This is a genomic window from Saccharopolyspora aridisoli (assembly GCF_004348445.1).
GTDB lineage: Bacteria > Actinomycetota > Actinomycetes > Mycobacteriales > Pseudonocardiaceae > Saccharopolyspora > Saccharopolyspora aridisoli.
In genome coordinates, this window is record NZ_SMKV01000038.1 from 18,612 (window position 1) to 41,117 (window position 22,506).

Annotated in this window: 25 protein-coding genes and 1 riboswitch; of the genes, 15 read left to right on the forward strand and 10 right to left on the reverse strand. The window is 69.9% G+C overall.

The features are described 5' to 3' along the window. Positions 1–39 precede the first annotated feature (39 nt). The gene (locus tag E1161_RS22705; protein ID WP_132626578.1) at positions 40–807 is read left to right on the forward strand and encodes an SDR family NAD(P)-dependent oxidoreductase; all 768 of its coding nucleotides are present in this window, start codon (positions 40–42) and stop codon (positions 805–807) included. A 9-nt stretch (positions 808–816) separates the two neighbouring features. Here E1161_RS22705 and E1161_RS22710 read toward each other — a convergent pair whose 3' ends face one another. Continuing rightward, positions 817–1,437, reverse strand: a complete 621-nt coding sequence (locus E1161_RS22710) for a LysE family translocator (RefSeq protein ID WP_235875232.1) — start codon at positions 1,435–1,437, stop codon at positions 817–819. 252 nt (positions 1,438–1,689) lie between these two features. On the opposite strand from E1161_RS22710, the gene E1161_RS22715 reads away from it, so the two are divergent. Both E1161_RS22715 and E1161_RS22720 read left to right on the forward strand, forming a co-directional pair. Further along, complete coding sequence (locus E1161_RS22715; RefSeq protein WP_132626582.1) at positions 1,690–2,676, forward strand: malate dehydrogenase; 987 nt, start codon at positions 1,690–1,692, stop codon at positions 2,674–2,676. 129 nt (positions 2,677–2,805) lie between these two features. Further along, the gene (locus E1161_RS22720; protein ID WP_132626584.1) at positions 2,806–3,354 is read left to right on the forward strand and encodes a GNAT family N-acetyltransferase; all 549 of its coding nucleotides are present in this window, start codon (positions 2,806–2,808) and stop codon (positions 3,352–3,354) included. On the opposite strand, the gene E1161_RS22725 is transcribed toward E1161_RS22720, so the two are convergent. Next, the gene (locus E1161_RS22725) at positions 3,351–4,433 is read right to left on the reverse strand and encodes a coiled-coil domain-containing protein (RefSeq protein ID WP_207920353.1); all 1,083 of its coding nucleotides are present in this window, start codon (positions 4,431–4,433) and stop codon (positions 3,351–3,353) included. The two genes, E1161_RS22720 and E1161_RS22725, sit on opposite strands and share 4 nt — an antisense overlap. A gap of 134 nt (positions 4,434–4,567) precedes the next feature. On the opposite strand from E1161_RS22725, the gene E1161_RS22730 reads away from it, so the two are divergent. Next, positions 4,568–5,368 carry a pentapeptide repeat-containing protein gene (locus tag E1161_RS22730; RefSeq protein WP_132626586.1) on the forward strand — a complete coding sequence of 267 codons (801 nt, stop codon included), beginning with the start codon at positions 4,568–4,570 and terminating at the stop codon, positions 5,366–5,368. Between the two features lie 13 nt (positions 5,369–5,381). Here E1161_RS22730 and E1161_RS22735 read toward each other — a convergent pair whose 3' ends face one another. Further along, positions 5,382–6,608, reverse strand: a complete 1,227-nt coding sequence (locus E1161_RS22735) for a styrene monooxygenase/indole monooxygenase family protein (RefSeq protein WP_132626588.1) — start codon at positions 6,606–6,608, stop codon at positions 5,382–5,384. A 140-nt stretch (positions 6,609–6,748) separates the two neighbouring features. Here E1161_RS22735 and E1161_RS22740 point away from each other — a divergent pair, with 140 nt between their 5' ends. From E1161_RS22740 to E1161_RS22745, 3 genes are read left to right on the forward strand one after another with little or no spacing between them, the layout of a single operon-like run. Beyond that, the gene (locus tag E1161_RS22740) at positions 6,749–7,249 is read left to right on the forward strand and encodes a DUF6518 family protein (RefSeq protein ID WP_132626590.1); all 501 of its coding nucleotides are present in this window, start codon (positions 6,749–6,751) and stop codon (positions 7,247–7,249) included. A gap of 60 nt (positions 7,250–7,309) precedes the next feature. After that, positions 7,310–7,534, forward strand: a complete 225-nt coding sequence (locus tag E1161_RS28565; RefSeq protein WP_328591304.1) for a KR domain-containing protein — start codon at positions 7,310–7,312, stop codon at positions 7,532–7,534. After that, the gene (locus E1161_RS22745) at positions 7,515–7,994 is read left to right on the forward strand and encodes an SDR family oxidoreductase (RefSeq protein ID WP_328591305.1); all 480 of its coding nucleotides are present in this window, start codon (positions 7,515–7,517) and stop codon (positions 7,992–7,994) included. The genes E1161_RS28565 and E1161_RS22745 overlap by 20 nt, the downstream gene beginning before the upstream one ends. Positions 7,995–8,022: 28 nt before the next feature. Here E1161_RS22745 and E1161_RS22750 read toward each other — a convergent pair whose 3' ends face one another. Next, complete coding sequence (locus E1161_RS22750) at positions 8,023–8,874, reverse strand: LysR family transcriptional regulator (RefSeq protein ID WP_132626592.1); 852 nt, start codon at positions 8,872–8,874, stop codon at positions 8,023–8,025. A gap of 69 nt (positions 8,875–8,943) precedes the next feature. Between E1161_RS22750 and E1161_RS22755 the strand changes: the two genes are divergently transcribed. Continuing rightward, positions 8,944–9,813 (forward strand): EamA family transporter, encoded by an 870-nt coding sequence (locus tag E1161_RS22755; RefSeq protein WP_132626594.1) that lies wholly within the window; start codon positions 8,944–8,946, stop codon positions 9,811–9,813. Between the two features lie 114 nt (positions 9,814–9,927). Continuing rightward, a complete protein-coding gene (locus tag E1161_RS22760; RefSeq protein WP_207920354.1) occupies positions 9,928–10,323 on the forward strand; it encodes a hypothetical protein in 396 nt (131 codons plus the stop codon). Between the two features lie 291 nt (positions 10,324–10,614). Here E1161_RS22760 and E1161_RS22765 read toward each other — a convergent pair whose 3' ends face one another. Both E1161_RS22765 and E1161_RS22770 read right to left on the reverse strand, forming a co-directional pair. Next, a complete protein-coding gene (locus tag E1161_RS22765) occupies positions 10,615–11,193 on the reverse strand; it encodes a recombinase family protein (protein WP_328591307.1) in 579 nt (192 codons plus the stop codon). Positions 11,194–11,374: 181 nt separating this feature from the next. Further along, on the reverse strand, positions 11,375–12,283 hold the full coding sequence (locus tag E1161_RS22770) for a LysR substrate-binding domain-containing protein (RefSeq protein ID WP_132626596.1): 909 nt from the start codon (positions 12,281–12,283) through the stop codon (positions 11,375–11,377). Positions 12,284–12,415: 132 nt separating this feature from the next. Between E1161_RS22770 and E1161_RS22775 the strand changes: the two genes are divergently transcribed. After that, positions 12,416–13,624, forward strand: coding sequence for a TauD/TfdA family dioxygenase (locus E1161_RS22775; protein ID WP_132626598.1), 1,209 nt, complete (start codon positions 12,416–12,418; stop codon positions 13,622–13,624). Continuing rightward, on the forward strand, positions 13,621–14,214 hold the full coding sequence (locus E1161_RS22780) for an HD domain-containing protein (protein ID WP_132626600.1): 594 nt from the start codon (positions 13,621–13,623) through the stop codon (positions 14,212–14,214). The genes E1161_RS22775 and E1161_RS22780 overlap by 4 nt, the downstream gene beginning before the upstream one ends. Positions 14,215–14,805: 591 nt before the next feature. Here E1161_RS22780 and E1161_RS22785 read toward each other — a convergent pair. Both E1161_RS22785 and E1161_RS22790 read right to left on the reverse strand, forming a co-directional pair. After that, complete coding sequence (locus E1161_RS22785; protein WP_132626602.1) at positions 14,806–15,204, reverse strand: VOC family protein; 399 nt, start codon at positions 15,202–15,204, stop codon at positions 14,806–14,808. 57 nt (positions 15,205–15,261) lie between these two features. Next, positions 15,262–16,314 (reverse strand): tyrosine-type recombinase/integrase, encoded by a 1,053-nt coding sequence (locus E1161_RS22790; RefSeq protein ID WP_132626604.1) that lies wholly within the window; start codon positions 16,312–16,314, stop codon positions 15,262–15,264. Between the two features lie 601 nt (positions 16,315–16,915). Between E1161_RS22790 and E1161_RS28185 the strand changes: the two genes are divergently transcribed. Continuing rightward, positions 16,916–17,119: a hypothetical protein gene (locus E1161_RS28185; RefSeq protein ID WP_235875233.1), complete on the forward strand. Its 204-nt coding sequence runs from the start codon at positions 16,916–16,918 to the stop codon at positions 17,117–17,119. Here the strand turns inward: E1161_RS28185 and E1161_RS22800 are convergent. Together E1161_RS22800 and E1161_RS22810 are read right to left on the reverse strand one after the other, a co-directional pair. Further along, the gene (locus E1161_RS22800) at positions 17,099–17,845 is read right to left on the reverse strand and encodes a recombinase family protein (RefSeq protein WP_132626606.1); all 747 of its coding nucleotides are present in this window, start codon (positions 17,843–17,845) and stop codon (positions 17,099–17,101) included. The genes E1161_RS28185 and E1161_RS22800 overlap by 21 nt on opposite strands. Positions 17,846–18,095: 250 nt before the next feature. Continuing rightward, complete coding sequence (locus tag E1161_RS22810; RefSeq protein WP_132626610.1) at positions 18,096–18,410, reverse strand: DMT family transporter; 315 nt, start codon at positions 18,408–18,410, stop codon at positions 18,096–18,098. 22 nt (positions 18,411–18,432) lie between these two features. Then, positions 18,433–18,500, reverse strand: a riboswitch (guanidine-III (ykkC-III) riboswitch). 654 nt (positions 18,501–19,154) lie between these two features. Between E1161_RS22810 and E1161_RS22815 the strand changes: the two genes are divergently transcribed. The 3 genes from E1161_RS22815 (at position 19,155) to mug (ending at position 22,492) form a co-directional block, all read left to right on the forward strand. Then, positions 19,155–19,703 carry a peptidase inhibitor family I36 protein gene (locus E1161_RS22815; protein WP_132626612.1) on the forward strand — a complete coding sequence of 183 codons (549 nt, stop codon included), beginning with the start codon at positions 19,155–19,157 and terminating at the stop codon, positions 19,701–19,703. Positions 19,704–20,355: 652 nt separating this feature from the next. Beyond that, entirely contained in the window at positions 20,356–21,771 is a 1,416-nt protein-coding gene (argG, locus tag E1161_RS22820; RefSeq protein ID WP_132626614.1) for an argininosuccinate synthase, read from the forward strand. 148 nt (positions 21,772–21,919) lie between these two features. Continuing rightward, the gene (gene mug / locus E1161_RS22825; protein WP_132626616.1) at positions 21,920–22,492 is read left to right on the forward strand and encodes a G/U mismatch-specific DNA glycosylase; all 573 of its coding nucleotides are present in this window, start codon (positions 21,920–21,922) and stop codon (positions 22,490–22,492) included. Positions 22,493–22,506 lie beyond the last annotated feature (14 nt).

Genomic DNA, 22,506 nt, shown 5'->3' on the forward strand with positions numbered 1-22,506 from the left:
GACGCCCGCGGGTGTGGCGGGGCAGGCCATGATCAGCTCATGATCGACCCGCGACTGCGCGACCGCGTCGCCGTCATCACCGGCACCGACAACGCCCTGGGCATCGGGGCGGCCATCGCCCGAGCACTGGCCCGCCAGCAGGTCCGGCTGCTGCTGGTCAACCCACCCGGCAGCAGCGACCACCTCACCCCCGCGCTGCGCGCCGACGGCCACACCGCTCACGCCATCAGCGCCGACCTGGCCGATCCCACCGCACCGGCCCGCATCTACGACGAGGCCGAAGCACAGCTGGGCCCAGTGGAGGTCCTGGTCAACAACGCCGCCCACCACGACCCCGACACCTTCGCCAGCGCCCGCCGCGCGCGCACCATCACCGCCGCCGGCCTCGACGCCCACCACGCCGTCAACACCCGCGCCCCAGCCCTGCTGATGGCCGAACACCACCGCCGCCACCAGCGACGACGCGCCGACTGGGGACGCATCATCAACATCTCCACCGACGCCGCCGACGGCGCACCCGGCGAAATCTCCTACTGGGCCACCAAGAACGCCCTCGAATCGCTGTCGCGCTCGGCCGCCGCGGAGTTCGGGCCCGCCGGCATCACCGTCAACATCATCGCCCCCGGCCCGGTGCAGACCGGCTGGATCAGCCGCGAGATGAACGCCCGCTTCGCCGAGTTCAGCCCGCTGGGCAGGGTCGGGCACCCCGACGACATCGCCGACATCGCGGTGTTCCTGGCCTCCCACCAAGCCCGCTGGCTGACCGGGCAAACCCTCTACGCCGGCGGTGGCAAGCGCATGACCTGACCCGTCGGTCTAGAGGGGTGCCCGGGAGCGCTCCCCCAGCAGCCGCACCGCCAAAGCCGCCAGCACCGCACCCATCACCCACCGCTGCACCCGCGCCCACAGCGGACGCCCGGCCAGCAGCCGCGCCACCCCACCCGCGCCGAGCACGATCACCGCGTTGACCGACACCGCCACCGCGATCTGCACTCCCGCCAGCACCATCGACTGCGCGGCCACCGAACCCCTCGCCGGATCCACGAACTGCGGCAGCAGCGACACGTACAGCACGGCGATCTTCGGGTTGAGCAAGTTCGTCAGCAGCCCCATCGCGAACAACCTGCCCGCCGACACCGGCGGCACCGGCGCGGGCTCGAACACCGACGCCCCCGGCCGCAGAGACCTCCACGCCAACCACAGCAGATACCCCGCCCCGGCAACCTGCACCAGCGAGTACAGGGCGGGCACCAGCACGAACACCGTGGACAGACCGGCGGCCGCCGCCGCGGCGTAGGCCGCGAAACCCGCCGCCACACCGCACAACGACACCGCGCCCGCGCGCCGCCCCTGCGTCAGCGTCCGCGACACCAGGTAGGCCATGTTCGGCCCCGGCGTGAGCACCAGGCCCAGCGCCACCACCGCGATCCCGGCCACCGCCGCACCACCGACCACCCCGCACCCCCCATCAACACCGCACTCGCATCGACGCTAGGCATCACGCCGCGGGTGGAAAACGGCCAATCACACACCCGTGGCCACCCCACGTGTGGTGCGGATCTCGCGGCCTGAATCGGTCCCGCAACGCCCGCGCTGTGATCCCTGCCCGGTCTCCCACAGCCCTGCGGCGCTGGGGATAGCATCCCCGGCAGAGCAAACACCACCCGTCGAGCAGGAGAACGAGACCTCATGACCAAAGCTCCCGTCACCGTGACCGTCACCGGTGCGGCCGGTCAGATCGGCTACGCGTTGCTGTTCCGGATCGCCTCCGGTCAGCTCATCGACGCCGAAACCCCGATCAAGCTCCGGCTGCTGGAGATCCCGCAGGCGGTCAAGGCTGCCGAGGGCACCGCGATGGAGCTCGACGACTGCGCCTTCCCGCTGCTGGAGAGCATCGACATCACCGACGACGCGCGCACCGCCTTCGACGGCACCAACGTCGCGCTGCTGGTCGGTGCCCGCCCCCGCGCCAAGGGCATGGAGCGCGGTGACCTGCTCGAGGCCAACGGCGGCATCTTCAAGCCCCAGGGCGAGGCCATCAACGCAGGCGCCGCCGACGACGTGCGCGTGCTGGTGGTCGGCAACCCGGCCAACACCAACGCGCTGATCGCCCAGGCCCACGCCCCGGACGTGCCGGCCGAGCGCTTCACCGCCATGACCCGTCTGGACCACAACCGGGCCCAGACCCAGCTCGCGCAGAAGCTGGGCGTGTCGGTCACCGACATCCGCAAGCTGACGATCTGGGGCAACCACTCCGCCACCCAGTACCCCGACCTCTTCCACGCCGAGGTCGGCGGCAAGATCGCCGCCGAGCAGGTCGAGCAGTCCTGGCTGGCCGACGAGTTCATCCCCACCGTGGCCAAGCGCGGTGCGGCCATCATCGACGCCCGCGGCGCCTCCTCGGCCGCCTCGGCCGCCAACGCCGCCATCGACCACGTCCACACCTGGGTCAACGGCACCCCCGAAGGTGACTGGACCTCCGCCGGTGTCGTCTCCGACGGCTCCTACGGCGTGCCCGAGGGCCTGATCTCGTCCTTCCCGGTCACCGCCCGCAACGGCGAGTTCGAGATCGTCCAGGGCCTGGAGATCGACGAGTTCTCCCGCGAACGCATCGACGCCTCGGTCGCCGAGCTCACCGAGGAGCGCGACACCGTGAGCAAGCTCGGCCTCATCTGAGCCCGAACCGCACAGCGGTAGCAGCTGGGGGCGTGATCCCGTTCGCCGGGAGCACGCCCCCAGCGTCGTTTCGCGGGCGCAGGAGGACCTGTTGCCAACCGCGGCATCGAGCCAGCAGCATCAGCGTGCATGACCCGCCCCGACGAAGTCCTCGACCTGCCCTGCGCACGGCTGCGCCGACCGTCCTCGGCCGATGCCGTCGCCCTGCACCAGGCCGTCACCGAATCCCGAGAACACCTGCGCCCCTGGATGCCCTGGGCCGCCGACGACTACCCCGCAGCTGCGGCCGCGGCCTTCATCGACGAGGCCACCGCCCGCTGGCACACCGGGCGCAGCTACACCTACCTGATCACCACCGGCGAGACCATCGCGGGCACCATCTCGCTGGAACGCCGCATCGGTGACGGCGGCCTGGAGATCGGCTACTGGCTGCACCCCGAGCACACCGGCCGCGGGCTGGTCACCACCGCCGCGCGCGCGTTGACCGAGCAGGCCTTCGCGATCCCGGGAATCGACCGCGTGGAGATCTGGCACGACGCGGCCAACACCGCCAGCCGCGGTGTCCCCGAACGCCTCGGCTTCACCTGCGTCGACTCCCACCACCCGGCCCGTTTCGCCCACGCACCCGGCAAATCCGGCGTCGAGGTCGTCTGGCGGCTCACCCGCCCCCACGGTTAGCGCTCAACCTCGATCGGCCTGTTGGAATCGGCGCGCAACGCGCGGAGCTCCTCGGTGGCGGCATCGAGCTGGGTCTCGGCCCGTTCAGCGCGTGCCCGCGCTTGATCACGGGCGTCCTGCACCGCCTCCAGCCGCTGAGCGTGCGCCTCGCGCTCGGCGTGGAGGCGTTCGGCGGCCTCGTCGCGTGCGCGCTGAAGCTCCGCGGCATGCTGCTCGCGCACCGCGGCAAGCTCGGTGCGCTGACGCTCGATCTCCGCGCGCGAGGCATCGGCGGCCTGGCGCAGCTCGGCCACCTGATCTCGGGCGGTCTCGGCGGCCGACTCCGCGCGAGCGGCCCGCTCGGAGGCCTCGGACCGGCGGGAATCGGCCTCGGCGATCTCCCGACGCGCCTGCTGCTGAGCGGCCTGCACCTGCGCGGCGGCCTCGGTGCGCGCGGCTTCCACATCGGTGTGGGCGGCGGCGATGCGGTTTTCGGCGTCCTTGCGGGCCTTGGCGATGAGTTCGTCGGCGTCCCGGCGGGCCGCGGCGGTGGCGACCTCGGCCTCGTTGCGCGCCGCTTCGGCATCGGCGGCGGCCTGCTCCCGCGCGCGTTCGGCCTCGGCATCGGCCCGGTCGCGCTCGGCACGAGCCTGCTCGGCTTCACCGCCCGCGGTCTCGGCGGCGCTGATGGCGTCCTCGGCCGCCTCTTCGGCGGCTCGGCGGGCCTGCTCGGCGTCGCGACGCTGCTGCTGAGCGGTGGCCAGCGCCTGCTCGGCCTGGGCGATGCGGTGCGCGGCCTCGGCCTGTGCGGCCTGGATCTGGGCCTCGGCCGCCGACGGGTCGGTCAGCGTCGCCAGCTCCTCCAGACCGGCCCGCAAGTTGCGTCCGAGCTGCTCGGACAGCAGCCGGTACTGGCGCAGCAGCTCCTCGGCGCGCAACCGCGCCCCGTCGAACTCGCTGGAACCCTCCGGTGCCGCCGCCGGGGTCTGCTCGGCCACCGCCTGCAGGCGCTGACGTTGTTTCCACGCCCGCCAGCGGGTGTGTTCGGGCAGGTCGCAGTACTCCGGTGGACGGCCTGGACCGCTCGGACGTTCCACCACCCGCTCACACCCCGGGAAACGGCAGATGCCCTCAGCGGTCCCGCTTGCCTGCTCCGGCTGCTCGCTCACGAGCAGTGACGGTACCAACGCCCCCGCCGCAGGTGATCACCGCTGATGAGCGGACAATCCCGTCCATGGTGCAACAGCGGGAACTGCGGGCCGATTGCGCCCGGTGCGTCGGGTTGTGCTGCGTGGCGCTGCCCTTCTCGGCCTCGGCGGAGTTCGCTGTGGACAAGCCCGCCGGAAAGCCGTGCCGGAACCTGCTGGCCGACTTCTCCTGCGGGATCCACTCCGGCTTGCGCGAGCGCGGTTTCTCCGGCTGCACGGTGTTCGACTGCTTCGGCGCCGGCCAGCACCTGACCCAGCACACCTTCGGCGGCGTGTCATGGCGGCAGGAACCCGGCATCGCCGGGTCGATGTTCGCCGCGTTCGCGATCACGCGCGGCCTGCACGAACTGCTGTGGTACCTCACCGACGCCCTCGACCGGACCGAAACCGAGCCCCTGCACCAGCCATTGCGGGCACGGCTCGACGAGGTCACCGCCCTGACCGATCTCAGCGCCGAGGAGCTCACCGCGATCGATCTCAACGCCCAGCGCGCCGCCGTCGGTGAACTGCTCGGCCAGGCCAGCCGCCTGGCGCGCGGCGACCATCCCGGCCCGGAGCACCGCGGCGCCGACCTGATGGGCCGCGCGCTGCGCGGCGCGGACCTGCGGGCGGCCAACCTGCGGGGCGCGCTGCTCATCGCCGCCGACGCCCGCCACGCCGACCTGCGCTTGGCCGACGTGCTGGGCGCGGACCTGCGCGACACCGACCTGCGCGGCGCGAACCTCACCGGAGCTCTGTTCCTCACCCAACCTCAGGTCTCGGCCGCGCGCGGCGACGACACCACCCGCCTGCCCGCCGGGCTGCAACGGCCGGCCCACTGGAGCTGACCCACCCAGGTCATCAGCCCAGGCCGTGGCCGGCCAGGTAGGCGCGGGTGCGCTCGGGTGTGGCGAGGATGTCCCACTGGCGGTCGGGGTGGTTGAAGTTCTCGGTGAACTCATCGGCCACCGCGGGGGTGGTGGCCATCGCGCCCAGCAGGTCCTGCAGGTGCTGCGGCGGCGGACTGGAGAGCATGAGGTTGGTCCAGTCGGTGGTGGCGCGCACCAGGTTTCGCCTGCGCGCGGCGAGTTTGCGGCAGAAGCGCTCGTCGAAGTGGGGATCGTCGAGGATCTGCCGGCCCAGCTCCCACGCCGAGTAGGACGCGCAGTTGGCTCCCTGGCCCACCACCGGGTCGACCACGGCGTGCGCGTCGCCCGCGGCGATGACCGGGCGGCCGCTGGGCAGCATCGCGAAGTCCTCGCGGATGCCCGGGGTGATCGCGCCCTGCAGCAGGTCCAGCGGCCGGGTCAGCCCGAAGCGCGCCGGGTCGACGCGTTCGTGCACCGACGGGTGGTGTTCGCGCAGGATCTCCAGCACCAGGCGGTGGAACGCCGCCGGATCGGCGTCGTAGGAGCACGCGGCGATCGCCTCGAACGCCCCGCCCGGCACGGCTTCGAACAGCAGCGCCGAGACCTGCCCGGTGAACGACAGCATCGGGATCTCGATCAGTTCCCCGTGTCCCGGGGCGATGCTCAGCGTCACGCCTCGGGGTTCGGCCGGGGCGATGCCGTCGTAAAGCCCGACGCACAACCGGCGTTGCGGCCGGTCGAACGGGCTGAGATCAGCGCGCCGCGGGAACAGCTCGGACAGCCCGCCGCGCCCGGTGGCGATGACGACCAGGTCGTGGCGCCGCGCCAGCTCCTCGACCTCGGCGGGGGTGATGGTGCGGTGTTCGAAAGTGCCTCCCGCGTCGCAGAAGTCGTGCACCAGCCGCGGCAGCAACATCCGCTGGTCCACCGCCCGCGAGGGGGCGCTGAACCTGCCGATGAACCGCGCCGGTGACGGGCCGCCGAGGTAGTGGTGGTGCACGCCGTAGCCGAACTCGCCTGCGTCCCAGTGCTCCACGTTCAGGGCGCGTTCACGGCTGATGGTGACGTGGTGGTGAGCCACGGCGTTGGGCAACCGGCCCGACCCCAGCTGCTGCGGTGCGCGCTCGCTGTAGAGCGTCACCGGCACGCCTTGGCGGCGCAGCAGCATCCCCAGGTGCAGGCCCGCCACACCCGCGCCCACGATCCCGATCCCCTCCATCACGGTCCCCCTGCACTCGGCTGGACAAAACCTCTCCAGCCTCCTCGCCGGTGCCGGGGCGGACAATCCGCCATCCTGCGGCCCCGGGGTTGGTCCGAACCGGTCTTCCACGGTCGGATTCGGCTGAGAAACTGCTGGGCATGGACCAGACCGCAGCACGACGCGGCGGGATGCACCGTCGTCGCGGCACCGCGCGCGCCGTCGTGCTGGCGGTGGTGTTCGGGCTGATCGCGGGAGCGGTCACGGCCATCGCGCAGGGCATGCTGCGCGGCTATCCCGCCTCCACCGGGCTGATGGTGTTCTGGGCCGCCGCGGCGCTGATCGCCGGACCGCTGCTGGGCGTGGGAGCGCAGTGGCTGCGGCGGCGGCCGGGAACCCGCGCGGCGCTGGGTCTTTCGGCGCTGTGCGGGGTGCTGCTCGGCGAGGCCGGGTACGGGCTGCTGGTCATCGCGCAGAGCACCTCGTCGGTGTACTGGTGGGGTCAGGGGCTCGTCGGGGTGCTGCTGGTGGCCGCGGGTGCGGGATGGAAGCTGCGCGGGGTGGGTCTGGTCGTGCAGGCGGTGCTGTTCACCGCGGCGGTGGCGATGGTGTTCGTGGTGCTTCACACGCACGGCCCGGCGCTGATGCTGCTCGTGCCATGATCAGCGCGTCTCACGATCGTCACCGGTGGTTCGCGCGGTATCGGCGCGGCCACCGCGCTGGTGCTGGCCCGCGCCGGCCACGACCTCGTCCTGGGCAGCCGCAGCGCGACCGGGCAGGCCGAGTCGGTCGCCGAGCAGGCCCGCGCCGAAGGCGTGCGGGCGGTGGCGGTGCGCGCCGATGTCACCAGCGAGTCCGATGTGGACGGGCTGTTCGCCGCGGCGGCCGAGCTGGGTCAGGTGACGCCGGCTGGTCAACAACGCCGGGTTGACCGCCCACATCGCTGATCTCGCCGACACCCCCACCGAGGTCGTCCGGCACGTGCTCGAGGTCAACCTGCTGGGCACGATCCTGTGCTCCCGCCGCGCGGCCCAGGTGATGTCGACACGGCGGGGTGGTGCGGGCGAGGCGATCGTCAACGTCTCCTCCAGCGGCGCCACCCTCGGCTCCCCGCACGAGTACGTGCACTACGCCGCCGCTGAAGCTGGGGTGGACGCGCTCACCACGGGATTGGCGAAGGAGCTGGCGAGCGAAGGGATCCGCGTCAACGCCGTGGCTCCCGGGCTGGTGCGCACCGGCATCCACGCCGGGGCCGGACGGCCCGAGCGCGTCGAGACCGCCGTGGCCCGCGTCCCGGCAGGCCGTGCCGGTGAACCCGAGGAGATCGCCCCGGCCATCGCCTGGCTGCTGGGCGAGCAGGCCACCTACACCAGCGGCGCCGTGCTGCGCGTGGCCGGAGGCCTGTGACAACCCGGCCCCCACGGGCGGGCTCTGCTCACCGCCGGTAGAGCTCGGTGAGCAGGTCGACGACCTTGCCCGCGTGGGCGTGCCGCTCGTCGCGCCACCAGATGACCCGCACCGGGATCGGTGGAGCGTCGCGCACCGGCCGGAACACCACACCGCTGCGCCGGTACTGGGTGAGGGTGGCCTCGGAGGTGATGCCCACGACGCGTCCGCTGGAAACCGCGGTGAGCCAGTCATCGACGTCGGCGGTGTAGTCGAACCCGGGCCGCTGGTCCTCCGGCCACAGCTGCGGGGTGGTGGAACCGGCGCGGCGGTCGATGAGCACGGTGCGCTCGGCGATGTCGCTCAACCGCACGAACCGGCGCCGCGCCCACGCGTCATCGGTGGCCATCGCGCAGTACCGGCGCTCCAGACCCACCACCACTCCGGAGAACCGGCGCCGATCGGGTTCCGAGCGCACCACCGCAAGGTCGCACGCGCCTTCGCCGAGTCCCGCGGTCGCCGAGTTGGTGCGCACCAGCTGCAACCGCACCTCCGGCCACGACTCCGCCCAGCGCCGCTGGAAGGCCACCGTGTGCCGACCCATCGCCGACCACGCATGACCCACGCGCAGGCTCGCGTCCCCGGTGGTGGCCTCGCGCACCAGGTCCTCGGCCTCGGCCAGCACCCGCCGCGCGCGGGCCAGGACCCGGGTGCCCGCAGCGGTGGGGGCGACCTGGCGGCTGGTGCGTCGCAACAACCGCACGCCGAGGGCGTTTTCCAGTCCGGCCAGGGTTCGCGATACCTGCGCCTGCGACAGGCCGAGTTCGCCGGCGGCGTCGGTGAAGGTGCCGTTCTCCACGATGGCCACCAGGCATCGCAGCTGCCGCAACTCCACATCCATGCATCCAGCGTATCGGTGGCGTGGCGGATGCATTTTGCGCAACGAACCCCCGGCGGGACGGTGAGCGGCATGGCCACCACGCACACCCCCGCACCGACCGCCCCAGCGACTTCCTCGCGCGGAGCGGGGGTGGCGTTGATGTCGGGCAGTGCGGTGTCCAACCAGACCGGCGCCGCGATCGGGTCGCTGGCCTTCGACACCATCACCCCCGCCGGGGTCGTCGCCGTGCGCCAGTGGATCGCCGCGGTGGTGCTGCTGGCCACCACCAGGCCGCGCCTGCGCGAGTTCACCTCAGCGCAGTGGCGGCTGGTGATCGCCTTGGCCGGGGTGTTCGCGGTCATCAACCTCGCCCTCTACAGCGCCATCGACCGCATCGGGCTCGGCCTGGCCGTCACCCTGGAATTCCTCGGACCCCTAGCGGTCGCCCTGGCCGGATCGCGCCGCCGCATCGACCTGACGTGCGCGCTGCTGGCCGCGGCAGGTGTGGCGGTGCTGATGCGCCCGCAGCCCAGCGCCGACTACCTCGGCATGGGGCTGGCGCTGCTGGCCGCGGTGTGCTGGGCCTGCTACATCCTGCTCAACCACGCGTTGGGCCGAACCCTGCCCGGCGCGCAGGGCACCGCCACCGCCTGCGGGCTCTCCGGCCTGCTGTTCGTGCCGATCGGCATCGGCGTGCTCGTCACCCACCCGCCCACCTGGCACGCCCTGGGCTACGCCGTCACCGCGGGTGTGCTGTCCTCGGCGGTGCCGTTCCTGTGCGACGCCCTGGCGCTGCGCCGCGTGCCCGCACCGCTGTTCGCGATCTTCATGAGCCTCAACCCGGTGCTGGCAGCCACCGCCGGCCTGCTCATCCTCGGCCAGCACCTCGACGTCTGGCAGTGGGCGTCCATCGCCGCCATCGTCACCGCAAACACCACCACCGTCCTCACCCGCCGGTGATCGCGGCGCTCGGGCTCGGGGCCCCGCACCCTCCACCACGTTCACCAGGTTCGCGATGGGCTAGCTTTGCGCACAACACCCACCACGAGCACGAACACTCGTCAGGAGGCCCGCTTGCCCACCCCGCAAGGCACCACCGCGGTGCCCCGAATCCTCGCCCGAACCGATCAGCGCACCGCGCCCGCAGGTGAGGGGGAGAGCGGGGCCGTCTGGAAGCTCCAGGAAGAGCAACGAGACCTGGACTCCAACATCATCGCCTTGCTGCCGGAAGGCACCATCGACGCGCACACCGGACCTGACCTCGACGTCCTCATCCACGTCCTGGCCGGATCCGGGCAGCTGGCCACCGAACTCGACACCCTCGAGCTGATGCCCGGCGCGCTCGTGTGGCTTCCGCGGCGGTCCCGCCGCCAGTTCACAGCAGGACCCGAGGGCCTGCGCTACCTCACCGTGCACCAACGCCGACAAGCCCTCGTTCTCGACGCGCCCCCGTCCCGAACCGCTCCCTGAAGGCCTTCGATCTCTTCCGCCGCTGATCGTCCACGCGCGTGCGGTCAGTGATCACGACGGCTGGGACCTGGCCAGCACGGCCGCCTCCTGCGCCGCCGCCTCGTCCAGCTCGAGCGGGCGTGAGTCGGTGAGCACCAACGCATTCGCACCGACCGGGCGCGCATCGGCCACAGACCCGGTCAATTCCACCCGCAGCAGTCCGACCCGATCACCTCGCGAAACCTGGCCACGCGGTAACCAGGCGTCTCGGTAGCACGCGCCGAAGAAACAACGCTTAGCTCTGATCAGCGACTACAGCGCGGGCTTCTTGGTTGAGGTAGCCGTAGTCGTGCTGCGAGGCACGGTGAACAGGTCGGCGATCTCCTGGACGGTCTTCTCGCGTGCGTCGTAGAGCTGCTGGGCCAGCTCGGCCTGGTGCGCGGTGAGCTTGGGGCGCCGGCCGCCTTTGCGGCCGCGGGCGCGGGCGGCGGCGAGGCCCTCGTTGGTGTTGGCCACGATGAGGTCGCGCTGGAATTCGGCGACGGCGGCCAGCATCCGGTAGACCATTCGCCCTTCGGCGGTGGTGGTGTCGATGCCCTGCTCGAGGAACCGGAACGCGACATCGCGCCTGCGGAACTCGTCCAGCAGAGAGACGAGATGCGCGGTCGAGCGCCCGACCCGATCGAGGCGGGTGCACATGAGCACGTCCCCTGCGCGCAGCACCTCGTTCACCACGTCCCATTGCGGGCGGGAGGACTTCGCTCCGGAGGTGTGGTCGACGTAGGTGTTCTCCTCGGCGACGCCGGCGCGGATCAGCGCGTGGCGCTGGGCGTCGGGGTTTGGTCGCCGGTGGACACGCGCATGTAGCCGATCTCCCTGAGCGTCGACAATAGTCGATCACACCGTTTGCCGACGACGTTGTTTGCCGACGCGAGTTTTCGACACTGCCCACCTGCGGAAACATGCGGCACCTCGCTGGTGTTGGCAAACGACCGATTCCCGACCGCCAAAGATGGCCATTAGTTCGCGCCACGACGCAGGCCCAGGGGCGTGCGGAGAGACGGCGTGGGTGCTACTCGGCGGCTTTCCCCAGCGGGGTGCTGCGCTGTTCGAGGTCGCTGAGCCAGCGCAGGAACGCGCGTGCGGGTGCTGTGTGGTGGGGGGCGTCGAGGGGTCGAAAAAGGTAGTGGGCTTGGCGCATGGGCCAGGTCTGATCGAGGGCGAGGCTGACGCGGCCGGCGCGGACGGCGGTGCGCGCGAAGCGTTCGGGGATAGCAGCGCAGGCGTCGTCGGCGGCGGCGATCTCGAGTGCGGCAACGCTGGTGTCCACGGTGATGGCGCGCTCGGGTAGTGCGGCGTCGTCGGGCAGGATGCGCTGCCATACATCGTCGAATCCGAGAACCTGGACTCGGGGGCGGGCGGCGAGGTCGGTGACTGAGGTGATCGGACCGTAGCGGGCGGTGTGTGCGGGGCCGTGGATGACCACGGCGTTGTCGTGGTGAAGCAGCTCGCTGTTGACGTCGGGCCACGGTCCGCGTCCTTGGTGGATGTCGATGTCGACTTCGCCGGGGGTCAGGGCCTCGGACCAGACGGCGCAGACAAGGCGTAGATCGATCTCGGGGTGCGTTTGCTGGAACTCGTGAACCTGGGGGGCCAGCCAGGTGGTCGCGTAGGAGACCTGGGTGCGCACGGTGAGCTGTTCGCGTCGTACGGCGCCGAACAATCCGCTGGTGGCTACTGCGAGGTCGGCCAAGCTCTCGCGGACCGCGGGCAGGTAGGCCCGGCCGAGTTCGGTGAGCTCAACGCTGCGCGCAAGACGTTCGAACAGGCGCACACCGAGGTGGGTCTCCAACGTCCGGATGCGCTGGCTGATCGTTGCGGGAGACAGGTGCAGTTCGTCGGCAGCGGCGGCGAAGTTTTCCAGCCGGGCAGCGGCCTCGAATGCCTGAACACAGGGAAGCGGAGGAAGGGGAGCACGCACTGGGGCGAGGTTACCTCCAAACCTCGTCGAGCCTCATGCTTTTGGCGTCTCAGGGCCAGTACACGTTGTTTGATTGAGAGCTGAGTTGCGGCGAGGCTGGTGGTGAACCGGCCGATCGAAAGGAGACCGCCGATGATCGAGGTCACGCACCCGGACAGCGCTCAGCCCGCCGCTCCAAGCGTCGAACCGGAGGGCACTCTGATTCTCGGGGAACGCAGTCTGTCGCTTGTTTTGGATGGCCGGGAATGTCGCTTCCATTACGTGTGGCTGCGCGACAACAGCTGGGCGGCTGCCGACCGGGTCTTCCTGTCCAGCGAGCGCAAGCTGTTCACCCCCACCATCCCCGCGACGATCGCGCCGGCCAAGGCTGCGTTCGACCCGCACGAGGGCCTAAAGGTGCTCTGGAATGACGGGCAGCAGTGTCGCTACTTGCCGGAGTGGCTGCGCCGGCATGACTACTCCGAGGCCCCTCGAGACGCGCGCCGCCACGCTGTGACCTTGTGGGGCGAGACCGGGATCGACGTGCCGCGGTTCGCTCACGCCGATGTCGTCAACACCCCTGAGGGCCAACTGGCCTATCTCGACGCCGTGATCGAGTACGGCGCGGCGATCGTTTCCGGTGTTCCCTCGGTCGATCACGAGGTCGAGCGGTTCGCCGAGACCATCGGACACGTCCGCGAGGTCGCCTTCGAACGCGTCCATAACGTCCGCCATGACCCCACCGGCTACAACGTCGCCCACACCCCCGGCGAACTCAAGCCCCACACCGACCTGCCCAGTTACAACTGGCCCCCGTCCATCCAGCTCCTGCACTTTCTGACCAACCAGACCACCGGCGGGGAATCGACCCTCGTCGACGGCTGGACCGCACTGGCTGAACTACGCAGGCAAGCGCCCGCCCACTTCGAGACGCTATGTCGGGTACCGGTGCCCTACCAGCTGTTCAGCCAGGACGAGGACACCTGGGCCGAGAACCCGATGATCCAGCTCGACACCGACGGCAACGTCAAGGTCTTCCGGTTCTCCAACCAGCTCGCCCAGCCTCTGTCGATCCCCTTCGACCAAGTCGAGATGTTCTACGACGCTTACCGCCACCTGGGCACCATAATCGACTCCGGCCGCCACCGGGCCACCTTCAAGTCCGAAGACGGCGACCTGATCACCGTGCACTCGCACCGCGTACTCCACGGTCGGCTGCCCTACGACCCGGCCAGCGGCGCACGCCACCTCCAAGACGTCTACATGGAGTTCGACGACTTCCTCGCGCGTCGCCGCGTGCTACGCGGCGAACACATGCCGCTGGCCGCCCAGAAGCCCGAAGAAACCCAGGAGGCGCCATGACATCCCAGGAAAAGACCGGTGGCCAGGCCCCGACCGTCAGCTTCACGGCGATGGCCGACGGGACGGCGCAGGACTACCAGCTCCTCGCTCAGTACGAGGACGTCGAACTCGCCCAGTTCCCCGACCGGATCTTGAGCTGGCTGAAAGCCATGGACAACCACACCGGCTACCAGGTCACCCGCCTCGAACACAGCCTCCAGGCCGCCACCCGTGCCTACCATGCCGGCGAGGACGAGGAGACCGTCGTGTGCGTACTCGTTCACGACGTCGGCGACATGCTCGCCCCGGCGAACCACTCCGAGGTCGTCGCCGCCGTCGTCCGTCCCTACGTCTCCGAACGCAACTACTGGGTCCTCAAGCACCACGGAGTGTTCCAAGGCATCTACTGGTTCCACCATGTCGGCGCCGACCCGCACACCCGCGAACGCTGGGCCGATCACCCCTGGTACCAGGACTGCGTGGACTTCTGCGCCAACTACGACCAGAACTCATTCGACCCCGACTACCCCACCACACCGCTGGAGTTCTTCGAACCCATGGTCCGCCGCATCTTCGCCCCCGACCGCGTCAAAGCCCTCGATCTGGAGTAGCGCCCAGCGCAGGGCGGCCGGAATACCCTTGGAAACGGGTCAGCGCCGTCGGTGTGGCCGCTGCAGGCGGGGTCGTTGCGGTGCTTCCCGAGCGACGACCGGGTCCTCTGGTGCAGACGGTGATGGCACAGGGTTCCGCCCACTTCTCCGGGTTGAGCGGGGGGTTCAGCACGACGAAGCAGCTGGTCCTGGCTGTCGCCGTCGCCCACCTCGGCTTCGGTGCGGCTTTCGCGATCGGCACGAGCATCCAGACCGCCTCCGCTTCAGGCGTTCTCCGCTTGACGCGCCTGTGCACGCGCTGACGAGGCAGTGGCCAGTGAGCGTTGACCGCGCTCGTCGTCGTGAGGTGCTGACCGAGAGCACCACCCGAGCCGTAGCGGCGCTCGACAACGCCCTCGACGACTTCGTTGTGACCCGACGCGGCCACGAAGACACCCGGGCCTCGCGGCGCTGGCCAACTGCGTCCCGCCACACCGTCCCCCTGCACGAACGCGCGGGTGAGGTGGTCACCGCCGCTGGTCTGCGCGCCGCGCGACCACCTCACCCGCCAAGCAGCCCGGCTCCGCACCCGGGCCGATCCCGTGTGAGTGCTCAGACTTCGACGATGGCGATGTGGTTGCCATCGGGGTCGCTGACCATGAAGAGCAGCGGAACACCCGGGCTCGACTCGGGTTCGGAGTCGATCTGGACACCTCCGATGGCCCGCAGCCGCTCGTGCTCGGCGTGCACGTCGGGTGTCTCGACCCCGATTCCGCTGCCCCCCGGTTGCCCGCCGCCCATCGGGGGGTTGAGGGCCAAGCGAGCGGTGGATCCGGGCGGGGCGACTTCCAGCCAGCGGTATTCGCCGTTGGGGCCGAAGCGGGTGTCACCACGCACCTCGAAACCCAGCTTGCCGGTGTAGAACTCCAGTGCTGCGTCCTGGTCGGCGACGGTGAACATGGTGACGCCGATGTTGTTCACGGTCGTGGATGCTTGCGTGTTGGTAGCCATGCACTATGGACTACCCGCGTGCCCGGAACTCACCGCCGCTTACCAAGATTCTTTTCGTCACCGTGACTCATTCAAGTGGTGTTCCGATGCCCCGGTTTCAGGTTCTTCCCGGCTTGCCGTGGCGCGGGAGACCAGGTGCGCCGGGTCCCTGCTCAGCGACAGCGCCACGTGGTCGTAGAGCTGGGTGACCGCCGCCGAGGAATGTCCGAGGGCGTCGCGCCGGTCTTCCAGCGCGGCCCCGTGCTGGCGGGCGATGGTGTTGAAGGTGTGGCGCATCGAGTGCGGGGTGATGCGCTGCGGCATCGCGACACCGGCTTGGGCGGCCATGGCCTGCACGAGGCGGTAGATCTGGTGCCGGTTGACCCGGTGTCCGTCGCGGGTGATCACCAGCGCGTCGGTGTCGGCGTCGGGCCGCTGCTGCAGGTAGGCGTCCAGCACCCCGTGCAGCGCGTGCGGGATCGGGCGGGTGCGCACCTTGCCTCCCTTCATCCGCACCGTGAGCACCCGCATCCCCTCACGCTGGCCGAGATCCGACAGGTCGGCGTTGCACAGCTCCGACACGCGCACGCCCAGATCGATCAGCAACGCCATCACCAGCGCTGAAGCCTGTGACCCGAGGGTGCGGTGACGGTAGTTGCGACTGCCGACCAGCATCGCACTGGCCTGCTCCGCCGAGACGCTGGCGGTCGGCGAGTGCCTGCGGTCGTAGCGGGGCCGGGTGGCGTCACGAGCAGGGTTGGCGTCGATCGCACCGGCTCGCACGAGGTAGGTGTAGAAGCTGGAAACCGCGGCGAGCTTGCGGGCACGCGTGGAGGCCGCTGGCGGACGCCCGGTGCGCGGATTGGTGGAGGCGGCCAGTTCCGCGCCGTACATCTGCACCTCGGGCAGCCGCACACCCAGCGGGTCCAGTTGGCGCCGGGTGCACCAGTCGAGGTACTCGCGCAGATCCCGCGAGTAGGCCCCCCGGGTGTCGGCGGACTCGGCGAACGACCCCAGCCAAGAGGCGATCAGCGCGGCCAGCGTGTGTCCCGTGCGCGTGGCCGAGGCGAGGAGTTCCGTTTGCGCCCGCGTCCCCACCTCATCCGGCCGGCGCCCCATCTCGATCTCCATAGGCCGATCTTACCGCACATAAGCGCGATTATGCGCGCCGCCCTTCTGTCCGTTTCCCTGGGCGTCGATCCGTTACGTTTGTGTCATAACGTTAGTAACGTAATTGGTTGGCGGGTGGACGAAACCCGCGCGAGAACTGCCTGGCGAGAGCCCGCGAGCGCGCTAACGTCAGGCCGTGCGCCGGAGCTGGGAAGCGGGTCGGCCAACGGCGCCTTCATCCGCCACGCCCGCCTGACCTTCACGCTGCCGGTGCTCACCCACCTGGCTTCGGCGGTGTGGACCTGGGTTCTCAGTGACGTTCCTTGGGAGGGGAGGACGGGACCAGCAAATGCACGCTTCGTCGAGCGATGGCGACTGCCGCGGAATTCACCCTCGAAGGCGGCACCCAGTCATTCCATCGCCACCCGCGCTCAGGCTCGACGTCACCTGACCCTGCGCTGGAACCGCACAACCGGCGCACCGGGTTCTTCCTGCGCGCCGAGTCCTACTGCAACGTCGCAGCGAGATCGAACACCTCGACCAAGACCCCGGGCTCACTTGCTTCGGTCCCGGCGGCCTCTACGTCCTCGACGCCGAAGCGGCACTGTCTGTGCGCGGGTGCATGGCACTGCTGGCACGACTGGCCGAGCTCGCCGGGCAGGGGAGCCAGATCTCCATCGCCACCACTCCCCCGTCCTGCTGGGCGTGCCGAGCGCGCGGCGTCGTCGAGATCGACGACGACACCACGGCCACCACCGACTACGACCAGGCCCTCCCGGTCCGACTCCGACTCCCCCGGGACTTCCTAGCCGGTCCCAACAAGTAGGCCCTGGACTCCCGAAGCTGACCCGAGGGGCAAAGTAGCCGGGAGCATCAAGTCTTGGCCGAGCTCTGGACCCGTTGCAGGGTGCTGTAGACCGTGGCCGGCCGATGGAGAACAGCTCGGTGAGGTCGGCGATCGAATAGTCGCCGGCCCGGTGGTGTGCATGCGCCGGAATTCGACCTGCTGCTTCGGTGAGAGCTTGGGTTGTTTGCCGCGCAGTGCCCTTCGCCCGGGCCACGGCCATACCTTCGCGGGTGCGCATCCGCGAAGGTCGACCTCGAACTCGGCGAAGGTGGCCAGGATGGTGAGAACATCTTGCCCATCGGGCCGGCCGGATCGTAAACCTGCCCGTCGAGCGAAGCTCGATCCCGTGTTCGGCGAGGGAGTCGCGACGGCGCGGGTCTTTGGTACTGACCGAGCGAGCCGGTCTAGCTTCGGGACCACGAGGGTGTCGCCAGGCCGCACCGCCGCGAGCGCCTGATCCGAACCCGGCCAGGCTCGGGTGGTTCCGGTCAGCCCATGGTCGAGATAGATCTGCTCGTCGCTCACCCCGAGCTCAGCCAGCCGTTTGCCGTTGGGCGGTAAGGTCTTGCTCGTCGGTGGAGCAGGCGCATAGCCGATGATCGTCTCGTTTTGAGGCCGCTCCAGATCCACGCGCAGTAACGCAGGAGGAACCATGGCCAGGTTCACGGGCAAGCGAGTCTTGATCACCGGAGATACCAGTGGCATTTGGTTTGGCCGGTGCCACTGGTATCGCAGGTGGGGCTGGAGACGCTGCTGCGTGAGATCGACAAGCTCACGGCGGTGCGGCAGCTCGGCTTACCAGGCGGCTTGTTCGCCGACGCCTCCGAGAAGTTCGTGGATGCTTGGCGAGCGCGAGCGATGCGCTCGTACCCGTCCAACCTGCGCGCCGTGCGGTCTCCTCGGCATAGCGCGGAAACAGCGGTGGCGCTGGGATGGCACACCGCGATGAGGAAGGTCAGTGGGCGAGCTTGAGACCGACCACGCAGGTGATCAGGCCCAGCAGCAGCGCGAACTTCACCGGTGAGATCGTTTCGTCGCCGGTGGCCATCGAGTAGCCGACGGTGAGCACCGCGCCGACGGCCACCCACACCGCGTACGAGGTGCCCACGGGCAGCGTCCGCATCGCGATCGCCAGCCCACCCATGCTGATGGCGAGCGCCACGACGAACACCAGCGACGGCGCGAGTCGGGTGAAGCCTTCGGACCTGCCGAGCGCGAGCGCCCAGACGGCTTCGAACATGCCGGAGATGATGAGAACGATCCATGCCATGACGGTGCGCGCTCCTTGCGCGCCTGCACCGTCTTTGCATGTCCAGGTACGGTGCGCCTCGTCCGGATCCGAATCACCACTGATTGTGCCCAATTCCCCGTCCGGTGGCTCGGTGCGGCGCGGTGAGTTCGGGCACTTCAGCGGCGCGAGGTCACGGTCCCGGCACCGCGATGGAGTTGATGGTCGCACCCGGCTCTACCGGTCCCCCTGTTGCCGGCCTCGATCTCGACGCACTCACCGGTGCACGGGTGTTGCTGCAGACGCTGCTGGTGCGCTACGTGGCGCCGAAGTAGTTCTCCGACAGCGGCAAACCGGCCCGTCGTGGCACGACGCGGCGGCCGAGGTGTCGGCAGCAGCGTCGGAGCGCTGATCGGCAGTGCCTTCTCGGACCGGCTGCCCAGAGGTGAATTCAGGTGCGTCCTCGGTGCGTCGGCGTGCGTCGATGTACCGACCATGTCGAGATCGCCTCAGCCAGACGGCTGAATCGGCGGGGGTCACCGGGACGCAGGAGCGGGAGTGGTCGCTGGGTGCGCGTTGTCAGCCAGGAGCGGATGACCGCCACGACGTGCGTAGCACCGATGGCCGACCGAAGTCGGTGTTCGGGAGGGATTTCGGGTGATTCGCGGTTGCATCCGGGACTGTTCGCCCGGGTGCCTGGCACGGTCGTTGACCTGGGAGCCGATCGGCTCCGGTCGGCGGGTTCATCGGGGCCCGGCCGGAACTGGGAAGAGAAAGGACCGCACCATGCGCGTGCGACGAGTGGCCGCCGCCGGAACGGCGATCGCGGCGATGCTGGGGATGCTGACGGCGGGAACGGCGGCCGCGACCGGCCCGGCGCAGCAGGGCGTCATGGCGACCTATCAAGGCAGGCAGATCGACCTGGCGCAGGGCAGGCAGGGCGCCGACGTGTGCTCGCAGGACGCCCCCGGAGCGGTGACCTGCTACGACCTGCCGCCCGAGGCGAAGCTCGGAACGGAGCCGGGCACGCGAGGCACTCTCGACGACTGCCCCTACACCTACGCGTGCTTGTGGGCGCACGCCGGCGCCGAGGGACGCCGCTTGCAGTTCCACGATCCCGGCACGACCGACCTCGGAGATTGGGACTTCCGGGACCAGGCGACCGGTGCGTACAACAACCGCGCGATCTACGGCTTCGAGCTCATCGACGTGCGTTCCTTCCAGCCCGACCGCCACCTGTTCGTCGGCGTCGGCCAGTACGTCAACCTGAGCAAGCAGAGCTACCCGGGCCCGGGCTCGAACTGGAACGACCGCGTGGACAAGGTCCACCTGTAACCCGGGCAGGCTGGCCGGTGGGATGTCGTCGTGCGCGGCCCCCACCGGCCAGCGCTGAACGAGGCCGGGACCAACCACGCCGGTGTGGTGCTGAGTCGCCCGGAACTCCAGGACCATGCGCCCTGGCGTCACCGGTGCGACCGCACCCTCGACCAGCTCACCGCCCTGGCGAACCGTGCCGGACTCGCCCTCGAACACGCCGCCCGCCGAAGCACGTGAGCATGAACAGGTCCATCGCGGTGTCGGCGGCATGACCGCGCACGGTTTCGATGACCACCGCGGTCGCGTGCGGGTGGGCGCAGGCGGTGAGGATCTGGGTGCTGGTGGAGGTCCGTCCCGAAGTCGTGGCCGTACCGCGCCGGTGGTGGTGGTGCTCAGCAGTTCGACCGGCCAGGTCGGCTCGTCCCGGCGCTGTGGATGTCCAGGAGGGGCTTGACGGCTTTCGGTGTGCATCTGTCGGGCGAGTCGCAGATCGTCCGTGGCCCGTATCGCGGGTTTCATGCTCCGTTCTTAGCGGGAGGCGACGCGGTACGAGGCCTTCCGTTGCACTTCGTGGCCTCGGGCGCGGGCCGCTGGCCTGCGGTGGGTGAGGTCGCACACCGATGAGCGACCCGGGTGGATAACCATACAGTCGGTCGCATAAACTTTCCGCATGTCCAAGGTTCTGACGTCTCTGCCGGTCGGCCAGCGGGTCGGCATCGCCTTCTCCGGGGGTCTCGACACCTCCGTCGCCGTGGCCTGGATGCGCGACAAGGGTGCCGTTCCGTGCGCCTACACCGCCGACATCGGGCAATACGACGAGTCCGACATCGCCTCGATCCCCGGCCGGGCCAAGGACTACGGCGCCGAGATCGCGCGCATGGTCGACTGCCGCGAGCCGCTGGTCGAGGAGGGACTCACCGCGCTGTCGTGCGGGGCGTTCCACATCCGCTCCGGTGGGCGCACCTACTTCAACACCACCCCGCTGGGCCGTGCGGTGACCGCGACTCTGCTGGTGCGCGCGATGCTCGCCGACGACGTGCAGATCTGGGGTGACGGGTCGACGTTCAAGGGCAACGACATCGAGCGGTTCTACCGCTACGGGCTGATGGCCAACCCGCGGTTGCGCATCTACAAGCCGTGGCTGGACGAGGACTTCGTGCAGCAGCTGGGTGGCCGGCAGGAGATGTCGGAGTGGCTGGTCGAGCACGGTCTGCCCTACCGCGACTCGGCGGAGAAGGCCTACTCCACCGACGCCAACATCTGGGGCGCCACCCACGAGGCCAAGTCGTTGGAGCACCTGGACACCGGCATCGAGATCGTGGATCCGATCATGGGTGTGCGGTTCTGGGACGAATCGGTGGTCATCGCGCCCGAGGACGTGACGATCTCCTTCGTGCAGGGCCGGCCGGTGGCCATCAACGGCAAGGAGTTCTCCTCGCCGGTCGACCTGGTGCACGAGGCCAACACGATCGGTGGCCGGCACGGGCTGGGCATGAGCGACCAGATCGAGAACCGCATCATCGAGGCCAAGAGCCGCGGCATCTACGAGGCGCCGGGCATGGCGCTGCTGTTCACCGCCTACGAGCGGCTGGTCAACGCCATCCACAACGAGGACACGGTGGCCAGCTACCACAACGAGGGCCGCAAGCTGGGCCGGTTGATGTACGAGGGCCGCTGGTTCGATCCGCAGGCGCTGATGCTGCGGGAGTCGTTGCAGCGCTGGGTGGGGTCGGCGATCACCGGTGAGGTGACGTTGCGGCTGCGCCGGGGCGAGGACTACTCGATCCTCGACACGCGTGGTCCGTCCTTCTCCTACCACCCGGACAAGCTGTCGATGGAGCGCACCGAGGACGCCGCGTTCGGTCCGACCGACCGCATCGGCCAGTTGACCATGCGCAACCTCGACATCGCCGACTCGCGGGCCAAGCTGGAGGGCTACGCGCAGCTGGGTCTGGTCGGCAAGGCCCAGACCGAGCTGGTGGGATCGTTGCAGGCCGGTGGCGCGGAGGCGATCGCCTCGGTGGGCGCTGAGGAGTCCGAGTCGCAGGCGCTGGACCGCGCGGCGATGGAGTCGGGCACCGACTGACAACACCGTGGCCGCCCGCGCAGCTGCGCGGGCGGCCATGATCGCATTCGCCCGCCAGCGGGCGTGGCGGGGGGCGCTGGGTTCGGTGGCTCCGGGCGATGTGGTTAGGGTCCGATGATGGACCGGGGTCGCGTTGCGGAGGTGCGAATTGTCGGGTGACCGGCCGAGTACGCAGGAGCTGGAGGCCGCGAGCGGCGCCACGATCGACGATGTGCTGGCGCCGGATCTCAAGGTGCTGTTCTGCGGGATCAACCCGGGGCTGTGGTCGGGTGCCACGGGGTGTCACTTCGCGCGTCCGGGCAACCGGTTCTGGCCGGTGCTGCACGCCAGCGGTTTCACGCCGCGCGAGCTGGCTCCGCAAGAGCAGTCGGAGCTGCTGGGGCTGGGTCTGGGCATCACCAACCTGGTGGCGCGTGCCAGCGCGAAGGCCGCGGAGCTCTCCGAGGAGGAGTTGCAGGCCGGGGCTCAGGCGTTGACCGCGAAGGTGCGGCGCTACCGGCCTCGCTGGGTGGCGGTCGTGGGGATCACGGCATATCGGGCGGCGTTCGGCGCCAAGCGCGCCACCTTCGGTGAGCAGGACCGGACGATCGGTGACGCCGGGGTGTGGGTGTTGCCCAATCCCAGTGGCCTGAACGCGCATTGGAACGCGGGAACCCTCGCCGCGGAGTTCGGCCAGCTCAGGCAGGCGGTCATGGCCGGCGATGAGTGCCGCTGCGGGTGAATGATCGACGGGCC